This is a genomic window from Caballeronia sp. NCF2, assembly GCF_023631205.1.
GTDB classification, from domain to species: Bacteria; Pseudomonadota; Gammaproteobacteria; order Burkholderiales; family Burkholderiaceae; genus Caballeronia; species Caballeronia zhejiangensis.
In genome coordinates this window covers 35578-57651 of record NZ_JALQDN010000020.1, presented here as the reverse complement: position 1 = coordinate 57651, position 22074 = coordinate 35578, and the positions used below count along the sequence as shown (strand labels likewise).

22 protein-coding genes are annotated in these 22074 nt (G+C 63.5%); 18 read left to right on the top strand and 4 right to left on the bottom strand.

Annotated elements, in window-relative coordinates:
• Window positions 1-250: 250 nt before the first annotated feature.
• From acpP to nagZ, 16 genes are all read left to right on the top strand, one after another.
• Window positions 251-490 (top strand): acyl carrier protein, encoded by a 240-nt coding sequence (gene acpP, locus NCS02_RS10105; RefSeq protein ID WP_004197638.1) that lies wholly within the window; start codon window positions 251-253, stop codon window positions 488-490.
• A 143-nt stretch (window positions 491-633) separates the two neighbouring features.
• Window positions 634-1872 carry a beta-ketoacyl-ACP synthase II gene (fabF, locus tag NCS02_RS10100; RefSeq protein ID WP_008342106.1) on the top strand — a complete coding sequence of 413 codons (1239 nt, stop codon included), beginning with the start codon at window positions 634-636 and terminating at the stop codon, window positions 1870-1872.
• Between the two features lie 31 nt (window positions 1873-1903).
• The gene (locus NCS02_RS10095) at window positions 1904-2359 is read left to right on the top strand and encodes a protein YgfX (RefSeq protein ID WP_350029929.1); all 456 of its coding nucleotides are present in this window, start codon (window positions 1904-1906) and stop codon (window positions 2357-2359) included.
• A gap of 96 nt (window positions 2360-2455) precedes the next feature.
• Window positions 2456-3055, top strand: coding sequence for an RNA polymerase sigma factor RpoE (gene rpoE / locus NCS02_RS10090; protein WP_008342103.1), 600 nt, complete (start codon window positions 2456-2458; stop codon window positions 3053-3055).
• Window positions 3056-3136: 81 nt separating this feature from the next.
• Window positions 3137-3775: a sigma-E factor negative regulatory protein gene (locus NCS02_RS10085; protein ID WP_008342099.1), complete on the top strand. Its 639-nt coding sequence runs from the start codon at window positions 3137-3139 to the stop codon at window positions 3773-3775.
• A 4-nt stretch (window positions 3776-3779) separates the two neighbouring features.
• Window positions 3780-4823, top strand: coding sequence for a MucB/RseB C-terminal domain-containing protein (locus NCS02_RS10080; protein ID WP_008342097.1), 1044 nt, complete (start codon window positions 3780-3782; stop codon window positions 4821-4823).
• Between the two features lie 22 nt (window positions 4824-4845).
• Complete coding sequence (locus tag NCS02_RS10075) at window positions 4846-6381, top strand: DegQ family serine endoprotease (protein WP_250523038.1); 1536 nt, start codon at window positions 4846-4848, stop codon at window positions 6379-6381.
• A gap of 5 nt (window positions 6382-6386) precedes the next feature.
• Entirely contained in the window at window positions 6387-6647 is a 261-nt protein-coding gene (locus NCS02_RS10070) for a glutaredoxin family protein (RefSeq protein ID WP_008342094.1), read from the top strand.
• A gap of 135 nt (window positions 6648-6782) precedes the next feature.
• Complete coding sequence (lepA, locus tag NCS02_RS10065) at window positions 6783-8573, top strand: translation elongation factor 4 (RefSeq protein WP_008342093.1); 1791 nt, start codon at window positions 6783-6785, stop codon at window positions 8571-8573.
• Window positions 8574-8618: 45 nt separating this feature from the next.
• Window positions 8619-9512: a signal peptidase I gene (gene lepB / locus NCS02_RS10060; protein ID WP_008342091.1), complete on the top strand. Its 894-nt coding sequence runs from the start codon at window positions 8619-8621 to the stop codon at window positions 9510-9512.
• Between the two features lie 163 nt (window positions 9513-9675).
• The gene (rnc, locus tag NCS02_RS10055; RefSeq protein WP_033537089.1) at window positions 9676-10788 is read left to right on the top strand and encodes a ribonuclease III; all 1113 of its coding nucleotides are present in this window, start codon (window positions 9676-9678) and stop codon (window positions 10786-10788) included.
• Between the two features lie 60 nt (window positions 10789-10848).
• On the top strand, window positions 10849-11748 hold the full coding sequence (gene era / locus NCS02_RS10050) for a GTPase Era (RefSeq protein WP_008342088.1): 900 nt from the start codon (window positions 10849-10851) through the stop codon (window positions 11746-11748).
• A 3-nt stretch (window positions 11749-11751) separates the two neighbouring features.
• Window positions 11752-12633, top strand: coding sequence for a DNA repair protein RecO (recO, locus tag NCS02_RS10045; protein ID WP_250434955.1), 882 nt, complete (start codon window positions 11752-11754; stop codon window positions 12631-12633).
• Window positions 12630-13403 (top strand): pyridoxine 5'-phosphate synthase, encoded by a 774-nt coding sequence (gene pdxJ / locus NCS02_RS10040; RefSeq protein ID WP_175980375.1) that lies wholly within the window; start codon window positions 12630-12632, stop codon window positions 13401-13403. Before recO ends, pdxJ begins: the two co-directional genes overlap by 4 nt.
• Window positions 13404-13414: 11 nt before the next feature.
• On the top strand, window positions 13415-13831 hold the full coding sequence (gene acpS, locus NCS02_RS10035; protein WP_250458316.1) for a holo-ACP synthase: 417 nt from the start codon (window positions 13415-13417) through the stop codon (window positions 13829-13831).
• Between the two features lie 37 nt (window positions 13832-13868).
• A complete protein-coding gene (nagZ, locus tag NCS02_RS10030) occupies window positions 13869-14897 on the top strand; it encodes a beta-N-acetylhexosaminidase (protein ID WP_008342081.1) in 1029 nt (342 codons plus the stop codon).
• Window positions 14898-14944: 47 nt separating this feature from the next.
• Here the strand turns inward: nagZ and NCS02_RS10025 are convergent, their stop codons facing one another.
• From NCS02_RS10025 to earP, 4 genes are all read right to left on the bottom strand, one after another.
• Complete coding sequence (locus NCS02_RS10025) at window positions 14945-16342, bottom strand: sigma-54-dependent transcriptional regulator (RefSeq protein ID WP_008342079.1); 1398 nt, start codon at window positions 16340-16342, stop codon at window positions 14945-14947.
• 160 nt (window positions 16343-16502) lie between these two features.
• Window positions 16503-16853, bottom strand: coding sequence for a BON domain-containing protein (locus NCS02_RS10020; RefSeq protein ID WP_008342078.1), 351 nt, complete (start codon window positions 16851-16853; stop codon window positions 16503-16505).
• Between the two features lie 264 nt (window positions 16854-17117).
• Entirely contained in the window at window positions 17118-17675 is a 558-nt protein-coding gene (efp, locus tag NCS02_RS10015) for an elongation factor P (protein WP_008342076.1), read from the bottom strand.
• A 255-nt stretch (window positions 17676-17930) separates the two neighbouring features.
• Entirely contained in the window at window positions 17931-19100 is a 1170-nt protein-coding gene (earP, locus tag NCS02_RS10010; protein ID WP_250523037.1) for an elongation factor P maturation arginine rhamnosyltransferase EarP, read from the bottom strand.
• 101 nt (window positions 19101-19201) lie between these two features.
• Between earP and uvrC the strand changes: the two genes are divergently transcribed.
• Together uvrC and pgsA are read left to right on the top strand one after the other, a co-directional pair.
• On the top strand, window positions 19202-21238 hold the full coding sequence (gene uvrC / locus NCS02_RS10005; protein ID WP_034473520.1) for an excinuclease ABC subunit UvrC: 2037 nt from the start codon (window positions 19202-19204) through the stop codon (window positions 21236-21238).
• A 109-nt stretch (window positions 21239-21347) separates the two neighbouring features.
• The gene (gene pgsA, locus NCS02_RS10000) at window positions 21348-21944 is read left to right on the top strand and encodes a CDP-diacylglycerol--glycerol-3-phosphate 3-phosphatidyltransferase (protein WP_008342071.1); all 597 of its coding nucleotides are present in this window, start codon (window positions 21348-21350) and stop codon (window positions 21942-21944) included.
• Window positions 21945-22074 lie beyond the last annotated feature (130 nt).

Below are 22074 nucleotides of genomic sequence, written 5' to 3'. Positions count from 1 at the left end.
GGCCTTAATAGGCATTTCGCAGAATTTCGCTTAATATCCGCGCCGGAACGGGCGCGCAAAATGCTCGAAAGAGCAACGTGCGTACCGCTTTCGCGCGGCAGTGAAGAATCGATGCAATGCCGGCCGCCGCCCTCTTGATGAAGGGCAGGACACGGTGGAGCATGGAACTGACGCGTCGTATTTTGCGGGTCCAAACCTGATAAAATGCGCGCACTTGTATTTTTGAACTTTTTTCCCCTCGGAGGGCTGCATGGACAACATCGAACAGCGCGTGAAGAAGATCGTCGCCGAACAACTGGGCGTGGCGGAAGCCGAAATCAAGAACGAAGCTTCGTTCGTGAACGATCTGGGCGCTGACTCGCTCGATACGGTCGAACTCGTCATGGCGCTGGAAGACGAATTCGGCATGGAAATTCCCGATGAAGAGGCCGAAAAGATCACCACGGTTCAGCAAGCGATCGACTACGCGCGCGCCAACGTCAAGGCCTAAGGCCGGACGCGCCAGCGACTCATCGTCAATCAGCTCGATGCATCGTCGCTGCAAACCGATTTGACAGCCACAGGGCACACAGGGCGGTTTCCTGTGGCCGCTGTGGCTTTTGTTTTTCGTCATTTTATGGATAAGGGGTTACCGTGAGCCGTCGTCGAGTTGTTGTTACAGGCCTTGGGCTCGTATCGCCTGTCGGCAATACTGTTGCCGACGGCTGGGCCAATCTGGTCGCGGGCAAGTCGGGCATCGCCAATATCACGAAGTTCGACGCGACGAACTTTTCCACGCGTTTCGCCGGTGAGGTGAAGGGCTTCAATATCGAAGACTACATGCCCGCCAAAGAGGCGCGCCATATGGATACGTTCATCCATTATGGTTTCGCCGCGGGCGTGCAGGCCATGCAGGACAGCGGCCTCGAAATCACCGATGAAAACTCGGAGCGCGTGGGCGTCGTGGTCGGCTCGGGCATCGGCGGTCTGCCGATGATCGAAGTCACGCAAACCGAACTGCTCAATCGCGGCCCGCGCCGCATTTCGCCGTTCTTCGTGCCGGCGTCGATCATCAACATGATCTCCGGCCATCTTTCGATCCGCTTCGGTCTGAAAGGCCCGAATCTGTCGATGGTCACGGCCTGCACCACCGGCCTGCACTGCATCGGCGAGGCGTCGCGACTGATCGAATACGGCGACGCGGACGTCATGATCGCGGGCGGCGCGGAAGCCACGGTTTCCCCGCTCGGCATCGGCGGTTTCGCGGCAGCGCGCGCGCTCTCGCAGCGCAATGACGATCCCGCGACGGCGAGCCGTCCGTGGGACACCGACCGCGACGGCTTCGTTCTCGGCGAAGGCGCGGGCGTGATGGTGCTCGAAGAGTACGAGCACGCGAAGAAGCGCGGCGCGAAGATCTACGCGGAAGTGCTCGGCTACGGGATGAGCGGCGACGCGTATCACATGACCGCGCCGCCGGAAGACGGCGACGGCGGCCGCCGCGCGATGGTCAACGCGATGAAGAACGCGCGCATCAATCCCGATGAAGTGAACTACGTCAACGCGCACGGCACGTCGACGCCGCTCGGCGACATCGCGGAGACGATCGGCATCACGCGTGCGCTCGGCGATCAGGCGAAGAAGGTCGTCGTGAACTCCACCAAGTCGATGACCGGTCACTTGCTGGGCGGCGCGGGCGGCCTGGAGTCGGTGTTCACCGTGCTGGCGATCCACAATCAGGTGTCGCCGCCGACCATCAACATCTTCAATCAGGATCCGAAGTGCGACCTGGACTACTGCGCGAACACCGCGCGGGAGATGAAGATCGACGTGGCGGTCAAGAACTCGTTCGGCTTCGGCGGCACGAACGGCTCGCTCGTCTTCAAGCGCCACTGAGCACGGCGCGCTCGTCATCGCGGGGATCCATATGGCGAGCGTGTGTGTGAATCGGCCGCATCGTGACGCAGGCGTCGCGATGCGGCCGTCGCGTTTCTTGCGGGGCGCAATGCTCGGCTTCGTAGCCGTTGCGGGGGCGTCGGTGTTCCAGTGCGTTTTCGCGCATGCGGAGCACGCGGGGCACGCCGCCGTGGCTTGCGCGGCGGCGCTGGCGGTGCTCGGGCTGGCGTCGTACCGGTGGATGAACGCCCAGCCATCGGCGATTGGCCTTCTTTCCGACGGCATCACGATCTGGAACCGAAGCGGCGAGATGCGCCACACGAGCATCGCTGGGTGCGCGCAATGGAGCGGACGCCTCATCGCGTTGACGCTTTGCGATGCGCGCGGGCGGCGCGAAACGCTCATCGTCGCGGCCGATTCCGTCGATGCCGACACCTTCCGCCAGCTCTCGGTCCAGGCTCGCCGCGCCGCAGCGTCCCACCTGTAACGACTGTAACGGCGCATGAGCGTTCCGGTAGCCTTACAGGCGGTAACGCTACAATAGCCGTCCGCGCAACTTCCCCAAGCTAATCGGATTTCCCAGGTGAGTGAAAAAGAAATCGACCAATTGCTGGTCGAACGTGTCCAGAAGGGTGACAAGGCCGCGTTCGAACTGCTGGTCGCCAAATACCACCGCAAGATCATTCGACTGATCTCGCGCCTCGTGCGCGACCCCGCCGAGGTCGAGGACGTCGCCCAGGACGCCTTCATCAAGGCCTACCGCGCGCTGCCGCAGTTTCGCGGCGAATCGGCGTTTTACACCTGGCTTTACCGCATTGCTGTCAATACGGCAAAAAACTATCTTGCAACTCAGGGCCGCCGCGCTCCCACTTCTACCGAAGCCGATGCAGAAGAAGCGGAAACTTTCTCCGACGCGGACCAACTAAGGGATATCAACACGCCCGAGTCGATGTTGATGAGCAAGCAGATCGCTCAGACTGTCAACGCCGCGATGGCGTTGCTGCCCGAGGAATTGCGCACCGCCATCACGCTTCGGGAGATTGAAGGACTGAGCTACGAGGAAATCGCCGAAATGATGGATTGCCCGATCGGCACCGTCAGATCGAGAATTTTTCGTGCTCGCGAAGCCATTGCGGCAAAATTGCGTCCGTTGTTGGACACTCCCGAAGGCAAACGCTGGTAGGCGGCGAAAACCCTCGGGGCAGGGACGCGATATCTGGGTTGGTGGTGTCACAACGGGGTGTGGTCAAAGATGGGGAGCATCATGGGGTCGGTCTCGGTGCAGAATCAAACACAGGCGGGTTCGCGCGGCGAGCGCATGTCGGCTTTCGTCGACGGCGAAGCGCTCGGCGAAATTGGCAGCATCAGCCAGTTTCTCGCGGATCTGAAAGGCGACGAACGCGCGGCGTGGTCGGAATATCACCTGATCGGCGACGCCTTGCGCTCCGACGATCTCGCGGTCAGCCCGGCGCGCAGCAGCGCGTTCATGGCCGCATTCTCCGAACGTTTCGAAGCTGAGGCGCACGTACTCGCGCCGGCTGCATTGCCGGGCGTGACGACGAAAGCGCGGGGCGGCATGTTGCGCCGTCGCGTGATGCCGGCCTTCGCGGTTGCCGCGGCGGCCGCTACGCTGACATGGATCGTCGTGCCGCAGCTGCAAGGCGTCGATCGCAACTCAGGCGCGCAGGTGGCGAGCGTCGCGCCGGCGGATTCGTCGATGCAGCGGGTGGCGCTCGCGTCGGTGCCCGCGGTGACCACGCGTACGCCGATCGTCGAAGCGAACATCATCCGCGACGCGAATCTCGATCAGTATCTCGAAGCGCATCAGCAGTTCTCCCAGCAGCCCGCGATGCCCGGTTCGATGCCCCTGATTCGCGCGGCGGCTATAACGCAAGGCCAATAATTTGATGCTGAGTGTGCGGTTGAATAAAACAAGATATTGGGGGCGGCTGCCGGCATTGATGCTCTGCGCAGCCGCGCTGTTGACGGCGGCAACGAGCTCGTTCGCTCAGGGAGACGATCCCGCCACCGCCCGCAAGACAGCCGCCACTCTGCTCAACCGCATCCACGAAGCGGCCCAGCAGCAGAATTACGAGGGCACGTTCGTCTACCAGCGTGGCGCGACGGTGCAGTCATCGCGCATTACGCACGTCGCCACGCGCGGTGACGGCGAATACGAATCGCTCGAAAGTCTCGACGGCGCGCCGCGCAAGATGCTGCGTCACGACGACGACATGTTCACCTTCGTGCCGGAGCGTCATCTGCTCGTGGTCGAGCATCGGCAGAACCGGGATTCGTTCCCGGCGCTGTTGTCGACGAGTGGCGATCAAGTGCTTTCCGTCTACGATCCGAAGCTGTTGGGCACGGACCGCGTCGCGGGGATCGAAAGCCAGGTGCTCGAGCTCGATCCGAAAGATTCCTATCGTTTTGCCTACAAGCTGTGGGCCGATGCGAAAACCGGCTTGCTGCTGCGCGCTCAAACGCTCGATCCGGACGGGCAAGTCCTCGAGCAGCTTTCTTTCTCTCAGGTGCGTATTGGCGGGCCGATCGACAAGGCGCCGATCGCGAACGGCATTCGCAACACGTCGGGCTGGACCGTCGTGCGGCCGCCCGTGCAGCCGGTCGACATGGAAGCGCAGGGCTGGCAACTGACGCCGACTATCGCGGGCTTTCGCAAGATTCGCGAGTTGCGCCGTCCGATGGCGTCGAGCCAGCAAGGCCAGCCGCCGATTCCGGTCGATCAGGCCGTGTTCTCCGATGGCCTCGCGACGATCTCGGTTTTCGTCGAGCCGGTGGAGAAAAATACGCGCAAGGAAGGCGCGGGCAATAGCGGAGCGACGCACGTTCTGGTGAAGCGCCGCGGGGATTTCTGGATCACCTTGCTGGGTGAAGTGCCGCAAGCCACATTGCAGCAATTTGCTTCTACCATAGAATACAAGCCTTCCAAGTAATCCAGATCCCGGCCTCCAACCTATGAGCAACTTCTCGCTGCGCAAGTTCATCGCGGCCGCGGCGCTCGCCGTGTGCCTGCCGTTCGTATCGCAATCTGCGTCAGCGGTGCCCACGGTGAACCTGCCGGACTTCACGACGCTCGTCGACAAGGTGGGGCCCTCGGTCGTGAACATTCGCACGACCTCGCGCGTCGGTTCGGGCAGCGATCTGCGCGGCCTGCCGCCCGGTCTCGATGAAGGCGACATGTCGGAATTCTTCCGACGCTTCTTCGGCATTCCGATGCCGGGTCAGCCGCCTCGTGGAGGTGGCGGCGGCGGAAATAACGGCGGCGGAAGTCAGGGCGATCAGGGCAAGGGCGGCAGCCGCAACGCGCCCGACGACAACCAGGACAACTCGGAGCAGAGCAGCGGCGTCGGCTCCGGCTTCATCCTGTCGACCGATGGCTACGTGATGACCAACGCACACGTCGTCGACGATGCCGACACCATCTACGTCACACTCACGGACAAGCGCGAATTCAAGGCGCGTCTCGTCGGCGTCGACGAGCGCACGGACGTCGCCGTCGTGAAGATCAGCGCATCGAACCTGCCGGCGATCACCATCGGCGATTCGAACAAGGTGCGCGTCGGCGAGTGGGTGCTTGCAATCGGTTCGCCGTTCGGCCTCGACAACACCGTGACCGCGGGCATCGTCAGCGCGAAGGGGCGCGATACGGGCGATTACCTTCCGTTCATCCAGACCGATGTCGCCGTGAATCCGGGCAACTCGGGCGGTCCGCTCATCAACATGGCGGGCGAGGTGATCGGTATCAATTCGCAGATTTATAGCCGCACGGGCGGTTTCATGGGCATCTCGTTCGCGATTCCGATCGACGAAGCCATGCGCGTCGCCGATCAGTTGAAGACGTCGGGCAAGGTGGTGCGCGGGCGCATCGCGGTGGCGATCGGCGAAGTGACGAAGGACGTCGCGGATTCGCTGGGCTTGCCGAAAGCGCAAGGCGCGCTCGTGTCGAGCGTCGAATCGGGCGGGCCGGCCGACAAGGCCGGCGTGCAGCCAGGCGACATCATCCTCAAGTTCAACGGTCAGAACGTCGAGACCGCGACCGATCTCCCGCGCATGGTCGGCGATACGAAGCCCGGCACGAAGACCACGCTCACGATCTGGCGCAAGGGCCAGACGCGCGATCTGTCGATCACGGTCGCCGAAATGCAGCCGGACAAGGTCGCGAAGACCGAGCAGAAGAAACCGCCGCAGCCGAAGGAGCGCGCGAGCAATTCGCTCGGCATGGCGGTGAGCGACATTCCGGCAGATCAAAAGAAGGCGCTCAAGCTGTCGAGCGGCGTTCAGGTCGATGCCGTCGAGGGACCGGCGGCACGCGCGGGCTTCCAGAAGGGCGACATCATCATGCGTATCGGCGATACGGATATCACGAGCGCCAAGCAGTTCCAGGAAGTCGCGCAGGGCCTCGACGCGAGCAAGATGATCGCGATTCTCGTGCGTCGCGGCGACAACACGCAGTTCGTGCCGGTGCGCCCGCGCGTGCCGGCGCAGAAATAAGCGCGATGACGTCGAAGCCAGGCGCGGCCTTCATTCTGTACGGGCGCGCCTGGTGTCATCTGTGCGAGGACATGCGGGCCGAACTCGAGCCGATCGCCGCGCAACACGGCATTCCGATCGAATGGATCGACATCGACGAAGATCCGCTGCTCGAAGCGCGCTACGACGAACGCGTGCCGGTTCTGGCGCTCGATGGCGTCGAGCTGTGCCAGTACCGGCTCGACGCCGACGCGGTACACGCAGCGCTGCTCGCGCGCGGTCGGTGAGGGCGGCGCAGGCGAAATCCGCCGGGGCACCCCCGTTTTCGGCTAAAATGCTCAAGTTTTCCCCAAATTTTCAAGGCGTGCTCCGCGTTGGTGAGGGCGCGCCTTTTTCGCTTTTTTTGGCACGATCGGCACTGAATGGATCATATTCGTAACTTCTCGATCATCGCGCACATCGACCACGGCAAGTCGACGCTCGCTGACCGCATCATCCAGTTGTGCGGCGGCCTGTCCGACCGTGAGATGGAAGCGCAGGTGCTCGATTCGATGGACCTCGAGCGCGAACGTGGCATCACGATCAAGGCGCAGACCGCGGCGCTGACCTATAAGGCGCGCGACGGCCGCGTCTATAACCTCAACCTGATCGATACGCCGGGGCACGTCGACTTCTCCTACGAAGTCAGCCGCTCGCTATCCGCGTGCGAAGGCGCGCTGCTCGTCGTCGATGCGTCGCAGGGCGTCGAAGCGCAGACGGTGGCGAACTGCTACACGGCCATCGAACTTGGCGTCGAAGTCGTGCCGGTGCTCAACAAGATCGATCTGCCGGCCGCGAACCCCGAAAACGCGATCGCGGAAATCGAGGACGTGATCGGCATTCAGGCCGCGGACGCCGTCCATTGCAGCGCGAAGACGGGTCTCGGCGTCGAGGACGTGCTCGAATCGCTGATCGCGAAAGTGCCGCCGCCCGAGGGCGATCCGGACGCGCCGCTGCAGGCGCTCATCATCGACTCGTGGTTCGACAACTACGTCGGCGTCGTGATGCTGGTGCGTATCGTCAACGGCACGCTCAAGCCGAAGGACAAGATCAAGATGATGGCGACCGGCGCGCAATACCCGGTCGAGCATGTCGGCGTGTTCGCGCCGAAGTCCACGAATCTCGCGCAATTGTCGGCGGGGCAGGTGGGCTTCGTGATCGCGGGCATCAAGGAACTGACGGCCGCGAAAGTGGGCGATACCGTCACGGTCGCGAGCCGTCCGGCCACCGAGCCGCTGCCGGGCTTCAAGGAAGTGAAGCCGCAGGTGTTCGCGGGGCTCTATCCGGTCGAGGCGAATCAGTACGACGCGCTGCGCGAATCGCTCGAAAAGCTGAAGCTCAACGACGCGTCGCTGCAGTTCGAGCCGGAAGTGTCGCAGGCGCTCGGCTTCGGTTTCCGTTGCGGCTTCCTCGGCCTTCTGCACATGGAAATCGTGCAGGAGCGTCTCGAGCGCGAATTCGACATGGACCTCATCACCACCGCGCCGACGGTGATCTACGAGGTCGAGCAGCGCGACGGCACGACCATCATGGTCGAGAATCCGGCGAAAATGCCGGAGCCGCAGAAGATCGAGGAAGTGCGCGAGCCGATCGTCACCGTGAATCTGTATATGCCGCAGGAATATGTCGGCTCGGTCATCACGCTGTGTACGGCCAAGCGCGGCTCGCAGATCAACATGCAGTATCACGGCCGTCAGGTGCAGCTGACCTACGAAATCCCGATGGCAGAAATCGTGCTCGACTTCTTCGACCGCCTGAAGTCGACGTCGCGCGGCTATGCGTCGATGGACTACGAGTTCAAGGAATATCGCGCGGCGGATGTCGTCAAGGTCGACATGCTCATCAACGGCGACAAGGTCGATGCGCTGTCGGTCATCGTGCACCGTTCGCAGAGCCAGCATCGCGGCCGCGAAGTGGCGTCGAAGATGCGCGAACTGATTCCGCGTCAGATGTACGACGTGGCGATCCAGGCGACCATCGGCTCGAACATCATCGCGCGCGAGAACATCAAGGCGCTGCGCAAGAACGTGCTCGCGAAGTGCTACGGCGGCGACATCTCGCGCAAGAAGAAGCTGCTCGAGAAGCAGAAGGCCGGCAAGAAGCGCATGAAGCAGGTCGGCTCTGTCGAAATCCCGCAAGAGGCTTTCCTGGCGATTCTGCGCGTCGACGAGTAACGCGCGCACGGCGAAGCAAACAACGATAACAACCGGAAGCGATTGATGAATTTCGCATTGATTCTTTTGATCCTCGTCGTATTGACGGGTATTGCCTGGGTGCTCGACAAGCTGGTGTTTCTGCCGCAACGGCGCCGCGCCGCCGACGCCGCGGTGGCCGAGTTCGATCGCCAGCAGGAGCGCGTCGGCGAGCGTTTCGCCGATGAGAACGCCCCGCAGACGCGCGCCCGCCTGCACGACGACAAGCTGCGCCAGCCGTGGTGGCTCGAATACACGGCGAGCTTCTTCCCGGTGATTCTCGCGGTATTCGTCGTGCGCTCGTTCATCATCGAGCCGTTCAAGATTCCGTCCGGCTCGATGGTGCCGACGCTGCTCGTCGGCGACTTCATCCTCGTGAACAAGTACGAATACGGCCTGCGCATGCCGATCACGAACACGAAGATGACCAACGGCAGCCCGCTCAAGCGCGGCGATGTCGTCGTGTTCCGCTATCCGAAGGACGAATCGGTCGACTACATCAAGCGCGTGATCGGCCTGCCGGGCGATACCGTCGCGTACGAAGACAAGAAGCTCACGATCAACGGCAAGCCGGTGCCGGAGACGCCGCTGCCCGATTATTTCGACGACGAGCGCATCGGTTACGCGAAGCAGTTCGAGGAAGATCTCGACGGCCGCAAGAACGCGATCCTGAACAATCCGCAAGTGCCGCCGTTCATCGTCGGCGCGGACGATTTCCCGTTCCGCGACAACTGCAATTACAACGCTCAGGGCGTGACGTGCAAAGTCCCGCCGGGCAACTACTTCATGATGGGCGACAACCGCGACAACAGCGCGGACAGCCGCTACTGGGGCTTCGTGCCGGACAAGAACATCGTCGGGCGCGCCTTCTTCATCTGGATGAACTTCAGCAATCTCAAGCGCATCGGCGCTTTCCAGTGAACACACATCACGCCGGCTCGTCTCCTGAGACAGCCGGCGTTGCTCATTCTTAAAACAAGCTTCGAAACGGCGTGAAGAAGCGCGGCTAACACCGTCTCGCCACGCGTTTTCCGGCGCGGTCCGGCGGAATCGTCCGCCCGCGCGCCCGCGTTATACTCTCTCCATGCCATCTTCTCCGTTGGAAAGCCGGCTGCGGTACGAATTTCGCAATGCGGAATTGCTGCGCCAGGCGATGACCCACCGCAGTCACAGCGCCACGCACAATGAACGGCTCGAATTTCTCGGCGATTCCGTTCTAAATTGCGTGGTGGCCGCGCTTTTGTTCCAACGATTCAGCAAACTCGACGAAGGCGACCTGTCGCGCGTGCGCGCGAATCTGGTCAAACAGCAGTCGCTTTACGAAATCGCGCAGGCGTTGAACGTGTCCGAAGGCCTGCGGCTCGGCGAAGGCGAATTGCGCAGCGGCGGCTTTCGCCGTCCGTCGATTCTCGCCGACACGCTCGAAGCGATCTTCGGCGCCATCTTCCTCGACGGCGGTTTCGACGCCGCTTTCACAGTCATCAAGCGGCTGTACACGCCGGTGCTCGATCACATCGATCCGCGCACCATCGGCAAGGATGCGAAGACGCTTCTGCAGGAATATCTCCAGGGCCACAAGATCGCGTTGCCGACTTACACCGTTATCGCAACGCACGGCGCCGCGCACAATCAGCAGTTCGAAGTCGAATGCACGGTGCCGAAACTCGACGTGAAAGTGTCCGGTTCCGGCGCGAGCCGCCGCGCCGCCGAGCAGGCTGCCGCGAAGAAGGCGCTCGACGAAGTGATGGCCGCTGCACCGACGCTCGGCATGAAGCCGAAGCGCAAGGGCGCGCGCGCGGCGAAGCAGGTCGAGCCCGAAGTGGTGCCCGGCGTCACCGGCATTCAGGCGGCGCTCGATCTGCGGTCGCCCGATCGTCGCGAGCGTCAACATGCACCGCACGGCACGCAGCAGGCGCCGCAGGAACGCCCGGCCACCGCGCCGCTCGCCGTGATTCGCGCGACGCACGTCGAGCCGTCGGCGGGCGCTTACGCAGCCGCCGACAAGCCCGAACGCGCCGTCATTCACCGGCCGGAGAAAGCGGCGAAAAGCGATGCGACGCAAACGTCCGAACGCAGCGCGAATGCGGACAAGCCCGCGCCGTCCGACGAACGCGACGACGACGCCGGCACGCGCAACAGCGCCGCCGCGGATGCGCCCGCGGGCCGCGTCGTGCGCGCCGCCGACGCCGGTCACTGACGCGCGCATCGAGCGCACATCGCGCCCCCGCGCCCCAACGACTTCTTGCCGCACACATCTATGAACGCTCCTACTTCTTCCGGTTTCCGCTGCGGCATGGTCGCGATCGTCGGCCGTCCTAACGTCGGCAAGTCGACGCTGATGAACGCGCTCGTCGGCCAGAAGGTGAGCATCACCTCGCGCAAGGCGCAGACGACGCGCCACCGCATCACCGGCATCAACACGTTCGACGACGCGCAGTACATTTTCGTCGACACGCCCGGTTTCCAGACACGTCACAGCGGCGCGCTGAATCGCTCGCTGAACCGCGCGGTGACGTCGACGCTCACGTCCGTCGATGCGATTCTCTTCGTGATCGAAGCGGGCCGCTTCGGTCCGGACGACCAGAAGGTGCTCGATCTGATCCCGACCGGCACGCCGACTTTGCTGATCGCAAACAAGCTGGATCGCGTCGGCGACAAGAGTTCGCTCTTTCCCTTCATGCAGCAGATGTCGGCCTTGCGGGACTTCCGCGAGATCGTGCCGCTGTCGGCGAAAAACGTCGACGACATCAAGCGCCTCTTGTCGGTCGTGAAGCCGTATCTGCCGGAAGGCGAGCCGATCTACGGCGAGGACGATCTGACCGATCGCAGCGAACGCTTCCTCGCCGCCGAAATTCTGCGCGAGAAGGTGTTCCGCTGGACCGGCGACGAACTGCCGTACACGAGCACGGTGCTCATCGACAAGTTCGAGACCGAAGGGCGTCTGCGCCGCGTTTTCGCGACGATTCTCGTCGATCGCGACATGCACAAGGCGATGATCATCGGCCAGAAGGGCGCGAAGCTGAAGCAGATCAGCACCGAGGCGCGGCTCGACATGGAGAAGCTCTTCGACGGTCCCGTGTATCTCGAAACCTTCGTCAAGGTGAAGAGCGGCTGGGCGGACAACGAAGCGGGCCTGCGCGCGTACGGCTACGAGTGATGCATGGACGACGGCCCGAACGACGCCCGGATGATTCCGCCCGCCGATGATCGTCCCGACGACGATTTCGACGCGGAAGAGCGCCCGGCCGCGCGCGCCGTGCCAAAGCGGCGGCGCGCGGCGCCGTCATCGACATCCGATGCCGAGTCTGCGCCGAGAAAGCCGCGTTCGGATTTTCGCGTCGCCGAGCAGCCGGGATTCGTGCTGCATAGTTATCCGTATCGCGAGACGAGTCTGATCATCGACGTGTTCTCGCGCGATCACGGGCGCGTCGCGCTCGTCGCGAAGGGCGCGAAGCGTCCGCATTCCGCGCTGCGCGGCGTATTGCAGACGTTTCAGCCGCTGGGACTTTCGTGGACCGGCAAGGGCGAAGTCCGCACGCTGACGACCGCCGAATGGGTCGGCGGCATGTTGCCGCTCGCCGGCGACGCGTTGCTATGCGGCTTCTACGTCAATGAACTGCTGGTGAAGTTCTGCGCCCGCGAGGACGCGCATCCGGCGCTCTTCAACCATTACGTGCTGACGCTCTCGCGCCTCGCGCACGACGAACCCGCCGCTCAGGTGTTGCGTTCATTCGAATGCGTGCTGCTGCGCGAAACCGGCTACGCGATGAATCTCGTGCGCACGGTGACACGCCAGCCGGTCCTCGCCGACGCCCGCTATGTCTTCGATCCAGACCGCGGCGTGCGCGAGGCGTCGGACGATCTTCCGGCGCAATGGCCGATGATTTCGGGGCAAACGCTCATCGACATGGAGCGCGACGACTACACGAATCCGCAGACCGCCGCGCAGAGCAAGACGCTGATGCGCTTTCTGCTGAATCACTACCTGGGCGGCACGCCGCTCGCCACCCGTCAGATATTGATCGACCTGCAAAAACTATGAGCTTCTTTCTCACATCGCCTGCGAATGTGATCGATCTGGGCGTGAACATCGATCACGTCGCCACGTTGCGCAACGCGCGCGGCACGTCGTATCCCGATCCGATCCGCGCGGCGCTCGCCGCCGAGGAAGCGGGCGCGGACGCCATCACGCTGCATCTGCGCGAGGATCGCCGTCATATCGTCGATGCCGATGTGCGCACGCTGCGTCCGCTCCTCAAAACGCGTATGAACCTCGAATGCGCGGTGACGCGCGAGATGCTCGACATCGCGTGCGAGATCAAGCCGCACGACGTCTGTCTCGTGCCGGAAAAGCGTCAGGAAGTGACGACTGAAGGCGGCCTCGATGTCGCCGGCCGCTTCGAAGAGGTCAAGGCCGCGTGCAGGCAACTCGCCGACGCGGGCGCGCGCGTGTCGCTTTTCATCGATCCTGACGAGACGCAGATTCGCGCCGCGAAAGAGGCGGGCGCGCCCGTCATCGAACTGCACACGGGCCGATATGCCGAAGCGCACGACGAAGCCGAACAGCAACGCGAATTCGAGCGCGTCGCGGCGAGCGTCGATGTCGGCAACGCGCTCGGGCTGAAGGTGAACGCGGGCCACGGCCTGCACTACACCAACGTGCAGGCGATCGCGGCGCTGCCGGGCATCGTCGAGCTGAACATCGGACATGCGATCGTCGCGCATTCGATCTTCGCGGGCTGGGACAACGCCGTGCGCGAGATGAAGGCGATCATGGTCGCGTCGCGTCTCGCGTCGGCCAACGCGCGCTGAGCGAGCACATCATGACGATCTACGGCATTGGCACGGACGTCGTGCAGGTGAGCCGCGTCGCGGCGGTCATGAGACGCACCAAGGGCCGCTTCGCCGAAAAGGTGCTCGGCCCCGACGAACTGCGCGTCTACCATGCGCGCAACGCGCGTTCGGAAGTGCGCGGTCTCGCGTTTCTCGCGACGCGCTTTTCGGCCAAGGAAGCGTTCTCGAAGGCGATCGGCCTCGGCATGCGCTGGCCGATGACCTGGCGCGCGCTGCAGACGCTCAACGAGCCGAGCGGCAAGCCGATGATCGCGGCCTCCGGCGAACTCGCGCAATGGCTCGAGCAACGCGGCATCACGGCGAAAGTCACGGTCAGCGACGAGCGCGATTACGCGGTGTCGTTCGTGATCGCGGAAGTGGCCGACAGCGCGCCCGGCCAATCCTGAATTCAATCCAACCAAGACTAAAAGCCAATTGAATCCGATGAAACGCACTCCCGGCCCCGTCATGTTCGACGTCGCCGGCACGACGCTCTCCGACGCGGATATCGAACGCATCACGCATCCGATGACGGGCGGCATCATTCTCTTCGCGCGGCATTTCACCGACCGCGCGCAACTCGTCGCGCTGACCGATGCGATCCGCGCGGTACGCGATGACATCCTGATCGCCGTCGATCACGAAGGTGGCCGCGTGCAGCGTTTTCGCACCGACGGCTTCACCGTGCTGCCCGCGCCGGGCAAGCTCGGCGAGCTGTGGGACAAGGACGTGCTCGCCGCGACGAAGGCGGCGACCGCGTTCGGCTACGTGCTCGCGTCGGAGTTGCGCGCGTGCGGCATCGACATGAGCTTCACGCCCGTGCTCGATCTGAACTACGGACAGTCGAAAGTGGTCGGCGATCGCGCCTTTCACGCCGATCCGCGCGTCGTGACAATGCTCGCGAAGAGCCTGAATCACGGCCTCGCGCTCGCGGGCATGGCGAACTGCGGCAAGCATTTTCCGGGTCACGGTTTCGCCGAAGCCGATTCGCACGTCGCGCTGCCGACCGACGATCGCACGCTCGACGAAATCCTCGCCGCCGATGTGCGCCCGTACGACTGGCTCGGCATGTCGCTGGCGTCGGTGATTCCGGCGCATGTGATTTACACGAAGGTCGACGACAAACCGGCGGGATTCTCGCGCATCTGGCTGCAGGACATCCTGCGCGGCAGGCTCGGCTTCAACGGGGCGATCTTCAGCGACGATCTGTCGATGGAAGCCGCGCGCGCGGGCGGCACGCTCACCGAGGCCGCGACGGCCGCGCTCACGGCGGGCTGCGACATGGCGCTGATCTGCAATCAGCCGGAAGAGGCGGGCAAGGTGCTGGAGCAGTTGCGCTATACGCCGCCGAAGGCGTCGGCGCAGCGTCTCAAGCAGATGCGTCCGCGCGGCAAGGCGCTGCGCTGGAGCAAGCTGCAGGCGCAGGCCGAATATCAGGCGGCGCGCGCGCTCGTCAAAGAGATGCTCGGGTAAACGAAAAACGCCACGGATCTCGTGGCGTTTTTTTGTGGCAGGTGAAATCAGGACGATTCCAGCTTCATCCGCTGCAGCTTGTTGTAGAGCGTCTTCGGGCTGATGCCGAGCAGCGTCGCCGCGCGGTGACGCGTGCCACCGACCGCTTCGAGCGTCGCGCGAATCAGCATGTCCTCGACGTCCGCGAGCGCGGTGCCGACCGTCACCTGCACGCTGCTGCCGTTGAGACCGCGACCGCCGAGGCCGCCCGGCTCATCGACGCGCAATGTCTCGATCGTCTCGCCCGACGCGTGATACGCGCGCCGCACGCGCTCGCGCAGCTCGCGCACGTTGCCGGGCCATTCGGTCGCGATGCACTCGCGGATAAACGCCGGGCTGATACGCTTCGGCGAGCCGCTCGTGATCCCGGCGATGTGATTCTCGCGGTTCAATTCGTCGACGAGCGTTTCGGCGATCAGCGCGATGTCGTCGTCGCGATCGGCGAGCGGCGGCAGCATGATCGACGACGCCGACAGACGCTGAAACAGATCCTCGCGCATCGCGCCGCTCGCGACGGCTTCGCGCATCGGCGTGCGGGACGCGGCGATCAGGCGGAAGTCCGTCATGATTCGATTGCTGCCGCCGACGCGCATGAACGTCTGCGAATCGAGCGCGCGCAGGAGCGCTTCCTGTTGCGCGGCGGGCAGCAGATCGATCTGGTCGAGGAACAGCGTGCCGCCGCCCGCCTGTTCGAGCAGACCCGGCTCGCGGTTCTCGGCGCCCGCGAAGGCGTTGCGCTCATGGCCGAAGAGAATGCTTTCCATCGAGCGCTGCGTGCCGTCGGGCGCCTGGCGGCTCGCGGAACAATCGAACGTGACGAACGGGCCTTTGCGACGGCGGCTCAATTGATGGATCGTGCGCGCCGCGATCTTCTTGCCCGTGCCCGGATCGCCGCAGATCAGCACAGCGGCTTCGGTCGGCGCGGTGTGCTCGATCAGATCGTAGACGTGCTGCATCGCTGCGCTGCGGCCGATCATGTCGCCGAAATGGCCGAGATCGCGCAGCGTCGTTCGCAGCGACTGGACTTCCTCGGTGAGCTCGTACGGCCGCGGAATGCGCGCAAGCAAGCTGCGCAAGCGCGGGATGTTCACGGGCTTCAGCAGATAGTCCCAGATGCCGTGTCGCAAGCCTTCGATCGCGCTTTCCACCGTCGCATTCCCTGTCATCACGATGACCGGCAGCGCGCCATCGGGCGGTTGCGAGGGCAGGCTCGGCAACAAGTCGAGACCGCTGCCGTCCGGCAGATTCAGGTCGATCAGCACGACATCGGGGATGAAGCGGGTCAGCGCGGAGCGCGCCTCGGCGAGCGTCGTCGCGGTATCGACGGAAAAGCCGTCTGCCGTGAGGATCGCGGACAGGCCGGAGAGGCTATTGGGATCGTCTTCGACAATCAGTGCGTGTGGCATGGCGGACCAACGTATCAAAGTGGACTGTAATGCGCCGTTTCCGCGTGGGATCGGGCGTGTCGTGGGCGGAATACCGCGCCGCTTTCCGGCGTTCGGCGCGTACCCCGCTGCGGTTTTTTGTCCTGCGTTACTCGTTCGGCATCGTTGTGCTGCAAGCGCGTCATTGCGGTCTGAGATGCAGTTCGTTGCTGACCGACTGCACGCCCGGGACACTGCGCGCCACGGCCAGCGCTTTCTGAATCTGCACCTCCGAATCTGCGTATCCCGACAACTGCACGACGCCGCGATACGTCGCGACGCTCACCGGCAATGGCTTCAACTGCGGATCGGCGGCGAGCGCGGCTTTCACGCGAGCGGCGAGCGCAGCGTCGTCGGTTGCGATTTCGCCGCCGGTGTTCGCATTCGCCGATGTCGCCGGACTCGACTTGCAGCCGGCGATGAGAGCAAAGGCGGGCAATGCGAGCGCCGCGACGATCAGAAACCTGCTCCGGATGAAAGGCGTGCTTTGCATGTCGGCTTGGAAATCTTGATCTGGTTGACCGAGCAGAAACCGTGCCAGGCAGTTAATTTTTCCGATGTACGTCGCGCACGCGGGGCCAGCGCAGGCGGCTGGGGAATCGGCGGTGGAGCGTATCGGGGCGCGACCGGTAAAGTTTGCCTGAAATTGTCAAAAAATTCATGCAAAAGAAAAAGCGCCCGCGATGGGGCGCTTTTTTGAACCGATCGGGCGGTGTGCTGCACCGGCCGTTCGGCTTACGACACAGCGGCGTAAGGCTTACGCGCGGCTGCGATATTCATTCGTGCGGGTGTCGATTTCGATCTTGTCGCCGATGTTGCAGAAGAGCGGCACTTGCAGTTCGAAGCCGGTGTTGAGCTTGGCGGTCTTCAGCACCTTGCCCGACGACGTATCGCCCTTGACGGCCGGTTCCGTGTAGACGATCTCCCGAACCAGCGTGGTCGGCAGTTCGACCGAGATGGCCTTTTCGTTGTAGAACACGACTTCGCACGCCATGCCGTCTTCGAGGTAGTTGAGCGCGTCGCCCATCATTTCGGCTTCGACTTCGAACTGGTTGTAGTCGGCGTCCATGAAGACGTACATCGGATCGGCGAAGTACGAGTACGTCACTTCCTTGCGGTCGAGCACGACGACGTCGAACTTGTCGTCAGCCTTGTAGACGGTTTCCATGCCCGCTGCTGTCAGCAGGTTCTTGAACTTCATCTTCACGACCGCGGCGTTGCGGCCCGACTTGTTGTACTCGGCGCGCTGCACGACCATGGCATCGTTGCCGATCATGACGACGTTGCCGACGCGGAGTTCTTGTGCGGTCTTCATAAAACTGGGTCCTGTACGAATGGATTTGGCTTGAATGCCTGAAATGAATCGATCCGACGGCGGCGGTGCCTCGGTTTTATGCCGCCGCCGTGCGAGTGTTCGGGCTAACGAGGGATCTGCCGCGAACGGCTTGAGCAAATGGCTTGATCTTCGCGGCGCAAAACTGGACGAACTGCGCCTTGCTTCCTCGGATAACCGCTTATTTTAACTGAGTTTTTGCTTGTTTGGCCAGTCGATTGGCGCTCCGGAAACGCGTCAGTGCGAGTTTCGTCTGCTGATTCGCGAGGCCACATGCGCGGCGAGATTGCCGGCCAGATCGCCGATGCCCCCGAGTTCCTTCGCCCACTTCACGGCGCGGCGCTCCCATTCTCGCCGATGCGCCCAAAAGTCCGCCCAGTCGGGAACGCCCACGCCATTCCACGCGTGCCAGAAGCGTGCGGCCGCCTCGCGCGCGGACGGATCGAGCGTGCGCGTGTAATGCGCGAGCGCGGCGTCGAGCTTGGGCAGATGGGCGTCGTCGGCTTGCGGGTAGATGTGCCAGACGAAGGGCTTCATCGCCCATTGCGCGCGCACGAAGGAATCCTCGCCGCGCACGAAGTTGATGTCGGCGGCCCAGAGCAGCTCGTCGAAACGCGTTTGCTCGACGAAGCCGAGCGCGTGCGCCTCCAGCGCGCCGGCGCGCGCCGTCGTGCCGGCGATGAAGTTCGGCACGTCGAAAAAGCGTGCGACCGCGCCCGAGATGCGGCCTTCGGGAACGAGCAGCACGACGGGCGCATCGCCGTCGCGCCATTGCGCGAGGAGCGCGTCGACAGCCGGATTCTCATATGCGAACAGCGACACGACCGTATGTTCGCCGCCCGGCCGCTCGATCCCGACGCGCTCGCGCCACCACGCGTTCGCCTCGAAGCGCTCGCGGCGCGCGTCGAGATCGCGTTCCTTCAGCACGCCGCCCGTGCCCTTGCCGAGCCCGGGAAAGAAGAAGCTCTTGTCGAGCGGATAGCGCGGATGCGGCGACGGGCGCATGTGGAAATCGGCGACCCAATCCTCGCCGCTCAGATATTCGAGATTGATCCAGACCGGCTTCGGATCGCGGCGTGCCATCGCGGCGATGTACGCATGCGGCAATTCGCACGCGAACGCCTCGATCACGACATCGGCGATGGCAAGCGTGTCGCCCGCATGCGCAGGCTCGCGCCAGTGCTCGATCGCGATGCCCATCGCCTCCTGGCGCGGCAGCGTCGCATCGACGTCGGGGCAGAGCGCGTGAAAGACAGTCAGATCGTCGACGAAAAGACGCACGCGCCAGCCGTGCTCCGCGTGCAACTGCCGCGCGAGACGCCAGCACACGCCGATGTCGCCGAAATTGTCGACGACCGCGCAGAAGATGTCGCAGGCGAGTTCCTGATTGGCGGCAAGCGTAGTCATGAGGACGAAGGCGCGCGGTTTAATGTTCTAAACTGGCGATTCTAAGATAACGCTCCAGGCACGGCTCACCGTCGTGCCGATGCCTTTCGTCCCCTTGCTGCATGACTGACACCGACGCCCTCCAACCGGATTTCGACCCGAAAACGACGCTCGCGCAATTGCCGCATCTGCCCGGCGTGTACCGCTACTACGACGGCGACGGCAACGTGCTCTACGTCGGCAAGGCGCGCAATCTGAAGAAACGCGTGTCGAGCTACTTCACGAAGACGCTGCATTCGCCGCGCATCGCGATGATGGTCACGCGCATCCGCAAGATCGAGACGACCGTCACGCGCTCGGAAGCCGAAGCGCTGCTGCTCGAAAACAATCTGATCAAGGCGCTCGCGCCGCGCTACAACATCCTTTTTCGCGACGACAAGTCATATCCGTTTCTCAAGCTCACCGGCCACAAGTTTCCGCGCATGGCGTATTACCGCGGCGCGGTCGACAAGAAGAACCAGTATTTCGGCCCGTTTCCGAGCGCGTGGGCGGTGCGCGAGAGCATCCAGATCCTGCAGCGCGTCTTCCAGTTGCGCACCTGCGAGGACTCGGTGTTCAACAACCGCACGCGGCCGTGTTTGCTGCATCAGATCGGGCGCTGCACCGCGCCGTGCACCGGCTTGATCAACGAAGAGGATTACGCGCGCGACGTGTCGAATGCGTCGCGCTTTTTGCTCGGGCGTCAGGGCGAGGTGATGAAGGAGCTCGAGCAGAAGATGCACGCGTTCGCCGCGGATCTCAAGTTCGAACAGGCCGCGGCGGTGCGCAATCAGATGAGCTCGCTGTCGACCGTGCTGCATCAGCAGGCGATCGAAGTCGGTGGCGAGAGCGATGTCGATATCCTCGCGGTCGTCGCGCTCGGGGGCAAGGTGTGCGTGAATCTCGCGATGGTGCGCGGCGGCCGGCATCTGGGCGACAAGGCGTATTTTCCGGCGCACGTCGAAAGCGCGATGGCGCTCGGCGACGAAGACGAGCTTGCGGATGCCAACGAAACGGTAGGTGCGCCCACCGAAACGGAAACCGAAACCGAGTCCGAAGAGCCACGCGAAAGCTCGCTGGAATCCGAAGTGCTGGAAGCCTTCATGGCGCAGCATTACATCGGCAATCGCGTGCCGCCGGTGCTCGTCGTGAGTCATGCGCCGTCGAGCCGCGAGCTCGTCGATCTGCTGATCGAGCAGGCGGGGCACAAGGTCACGCTGCTGCGTCAGCCGCAAGGGCAAAAGCGCGCGTGGCTCTCGATGGCCGAGAACAACGCCAAGCTCGCGCTCGCGCGCCTATTGTCGGAACAGGGTTCGCAGCAGGCGCGCACGCGCGCACTCGCGGACACGCTGTCCATGGAGATGGACGATCTCGCGCAACTGCGCATCGAGTGCTTCGACATCAGCCATACGATGGGCGAGGCGACGCAGGCATCGTGCGTCGTGTATCACCATCACAAGATGCAGTCGGGCGAATACCGGCGCTACAACATCACCGGCATCACGCCGGGCGACGATTACGCCGCGATGCGGCAGGTGCTCACGCGCCGATACGAGAAGATGGTCGCGCAGGCCGCCGCGAACGCCAACGATGAAGCCGCGACTCTGCAACCCGACGATGCCGCCGATCCCAACGTCACGCCCGATGGCGCCGAACCGGTCGCGGCGGGCGGCACGCTGCCGAACATCGTGCTGATCGACGGCGGCAAGGGCCAGGTGGAAATCGCGCGGCAGGTGTTCTCCGAGCTGGGTCTGGATCACGGCATGCTGGTAGGCGTAGCGAAAGGAGAAGGGCGCAAGGTCGGCCTGGAGACGCTCGTGTTCGCCGACGGCCGCGCCGCGCTCGAACTCGGCAAGGAAAGCGCGGCGCTGATGCTCGTCGCGCAGATCCGCGACGAGGCGCACCGCTTCGCCATCACCGGGATGCGCGCGAAGCGGGCAAAGGCGCGCCAGACTTCGCGGCTGGAGGAACTGGAAGGCGTCGGCGCGAAACGGCGTCAGCGGCTCCTGTCGCGTTTTGGCGGATTGCGCGGCGTGCAGGCGGCGAGCGTCGAGGACCTGGCGAGCGTCGAAGGCATTTCGCTCGCGCTCGCGCAGCAGATTTATCGTCAGTTGCATTGAGCCGCAAAGCCGGCCGCGCGGCGCGCCACAGCGGTGCGCCGCCTTGTGAGCGCCGGATCGACGCGGCACAATGGCGGCTTCCTTACATGTCCCTCAACCGCTTTCGCCCATGCCGTTCAATCTACCGATCTTCCTGACGTGGCTGCGAATCGTGCTGATTCCGCTCGTCGTGGGCGTGTTCTATCTGCCGGACATGATGATGAGCCCGGAGCATCGCAACCTGCTCGGCATGGTCATCTTCGTGCTCGCCGCACTCACCGATTGGTTCGACGGCTTTCTCGCGCGCAAGCTCAATCAGACGTCGTCGTTCGGCGCGTTCCTCGATCCCGTTGCCGACAAGCTGATGGTCACCGCCGCGCTGCTCGTGCTCGTGCAACTGTCGCGGCTCAATGCGGTGATCGCGCTCATCATCGTTGGACGCGAAATCACGATTTCCGCGCTGCGCGAATGGATGGCGCAGATCGGCGCATCGAAGAGCGTCGCGGTGAATCAGCTCGGCAAGTTCAAGACCGTGTGCCAGATGGTCGCGATCCCGATGCTGCTGTTCTACGGGCCGCTGAAGATCGCCGGCACGCAATGGATCATCGACACGCGCGTGTGGGGCCTGTGGCTCATCTACGTCGCCGCGTTCCTCACCGTCTGGTCGATGCTCTACTACATGAAGCTCGCGTGGCCGCAGATTCGCGAGCGCGGCGGCATGCTTTGAGGCGGAAAACGCGCTCATTGCAAAAATTGCGTCGAAGCGAAAAAATCCTCTCACAAAACAGTTGACAGCCTTCTTTGGCTTCTACATAATCTCGTTTCTCTGATGCACGACGCGACGCAGCAAGCGAAGC

Coding starts and splice junctions, on each gene's coding strand:
- rnc (WP_033537089.1), top strand. CDS start 9,676: ATGCCATCTTCTCCGTTGGAAAGCCGGCTGCGGTACGAATTTCGCAAT.
- NCS02_RS10080 (WP_008342097.1), top strand. CDS start 3,780: ATGCTGAGTGTGCGGTTGAATAAAACAAGATATTGGGGGCGGCTGCCG.
- lepA (WP_008342093.1), top strand. CDS start 6,783: ATGGATCATATTCGTAACTTCTCGATCATCGCGCACATCGACCACGGC.
- era (WP_008342088.1), top strand. CDS start 10,849: ATGAACGCTCCTACTTCTTCCGGTTTCCGCTGCGGCATGGTCGCGATC.
- recO (WP_250434955.1), top strand. CDS start 11,752: ATGGACGACGGCCCGAACGACGCCCGGATGATTCCGCCCGCCGATGAT.
- NCS02_RS10020 (WP_008342078.1), bottom strand. CDS start 16,853: ATGCAAAGCACGCCTTTCATCCGGAGCAGGTTTCTGATCGTCGCGGCG.
- acpS (WP_250458316.1), top strand. CDS start 13,415: ATGACGATCTACGGCATTGGCACGGACGTCGTGCAGGTGAGCCGCGTC.
- lepB (WP_008342091.1), top strand. CDS start 8,619: ATGAATTTCGCATTGATTCTTTTGATCCTCGTCGTATTGACGGGTATT.
- efp (WP_008342076.1), bottom strand. CDS start 17,675: ATGAAGACCGCACAAGAACTCCGCGTCGGCAACGTCGTCATGATCGGC.
- pgsA (WP_008342071.1), top strand. CDS start 21,348: ATGCCGTTCAATCTACCGATCTTCCTGACGTGGCTGCGAATCGTGCTG.
- pdxJ (WP_175980375.1), top strand. CDS start 12,630: ATGAGCTTCTTTCTCACATCGCCTGCGAATGTGATCGATCTGGGCGTG.
- NCS02_RS10075 (WP_250523038.1), top strand. CDS start 4,846: ATGAGCAACTTCTCGCTGCGCAAGTTCATCGCGGCCGCGGCGCTCGCC.
- acpP (WP_004197638.1), top strand. CDS start 251: ATGGACAACATCGAACAGCGCGTGAAGAAGATCGTCGCCGAACAACTG.
- NCS02_RS10085 (WP_008342099.1), top strand. CDS start 3,137: ATGGGGTCGGTCTCGGTGCAGAATCAAACACAGGCGGGTTCGCGCGGC.
- uvrC (WP_034473520.1), top strand. CDS start 19,202: ATGACTGACACCGACGCCCTCCAACCGGATTTCGACCCGAAAACGACG.
- NCS02_RS10025 (WP_008342079.1), bottom strand. CDS start 16,342: ATGCCACACGCACTGATTGTCGAAGACGATCCCAATAGCCTCTCCGGC.
- earP (WP_250523037.1), bottom strand. CDS start 19,100: ATGACTACGCTTGCCGCCAATCAGGAACTCGCCTGCGACATCTTCTGC.
- nagZ (WP_008342081.1), top strand. CDS start 13,869: ATGAAACGCACTCCCGGCCCCGTCATGTTCGACGTCGCCGGCACGACG.
- NCS02_RS10095 (WP_350029929.1), top strand. CDS start 1,904: ATGGCGAGCGTGTGTGTGAATCGGCCGCATCGTGACGCAGGCGTCGCG.
- NCS02_RS10070 (WP_008342094.1), top strand. CDS start 6,387: ATGACGTCGAAGCCAGGCGCGGCCTTCATTCTGTACGGGCGCGCCTGG.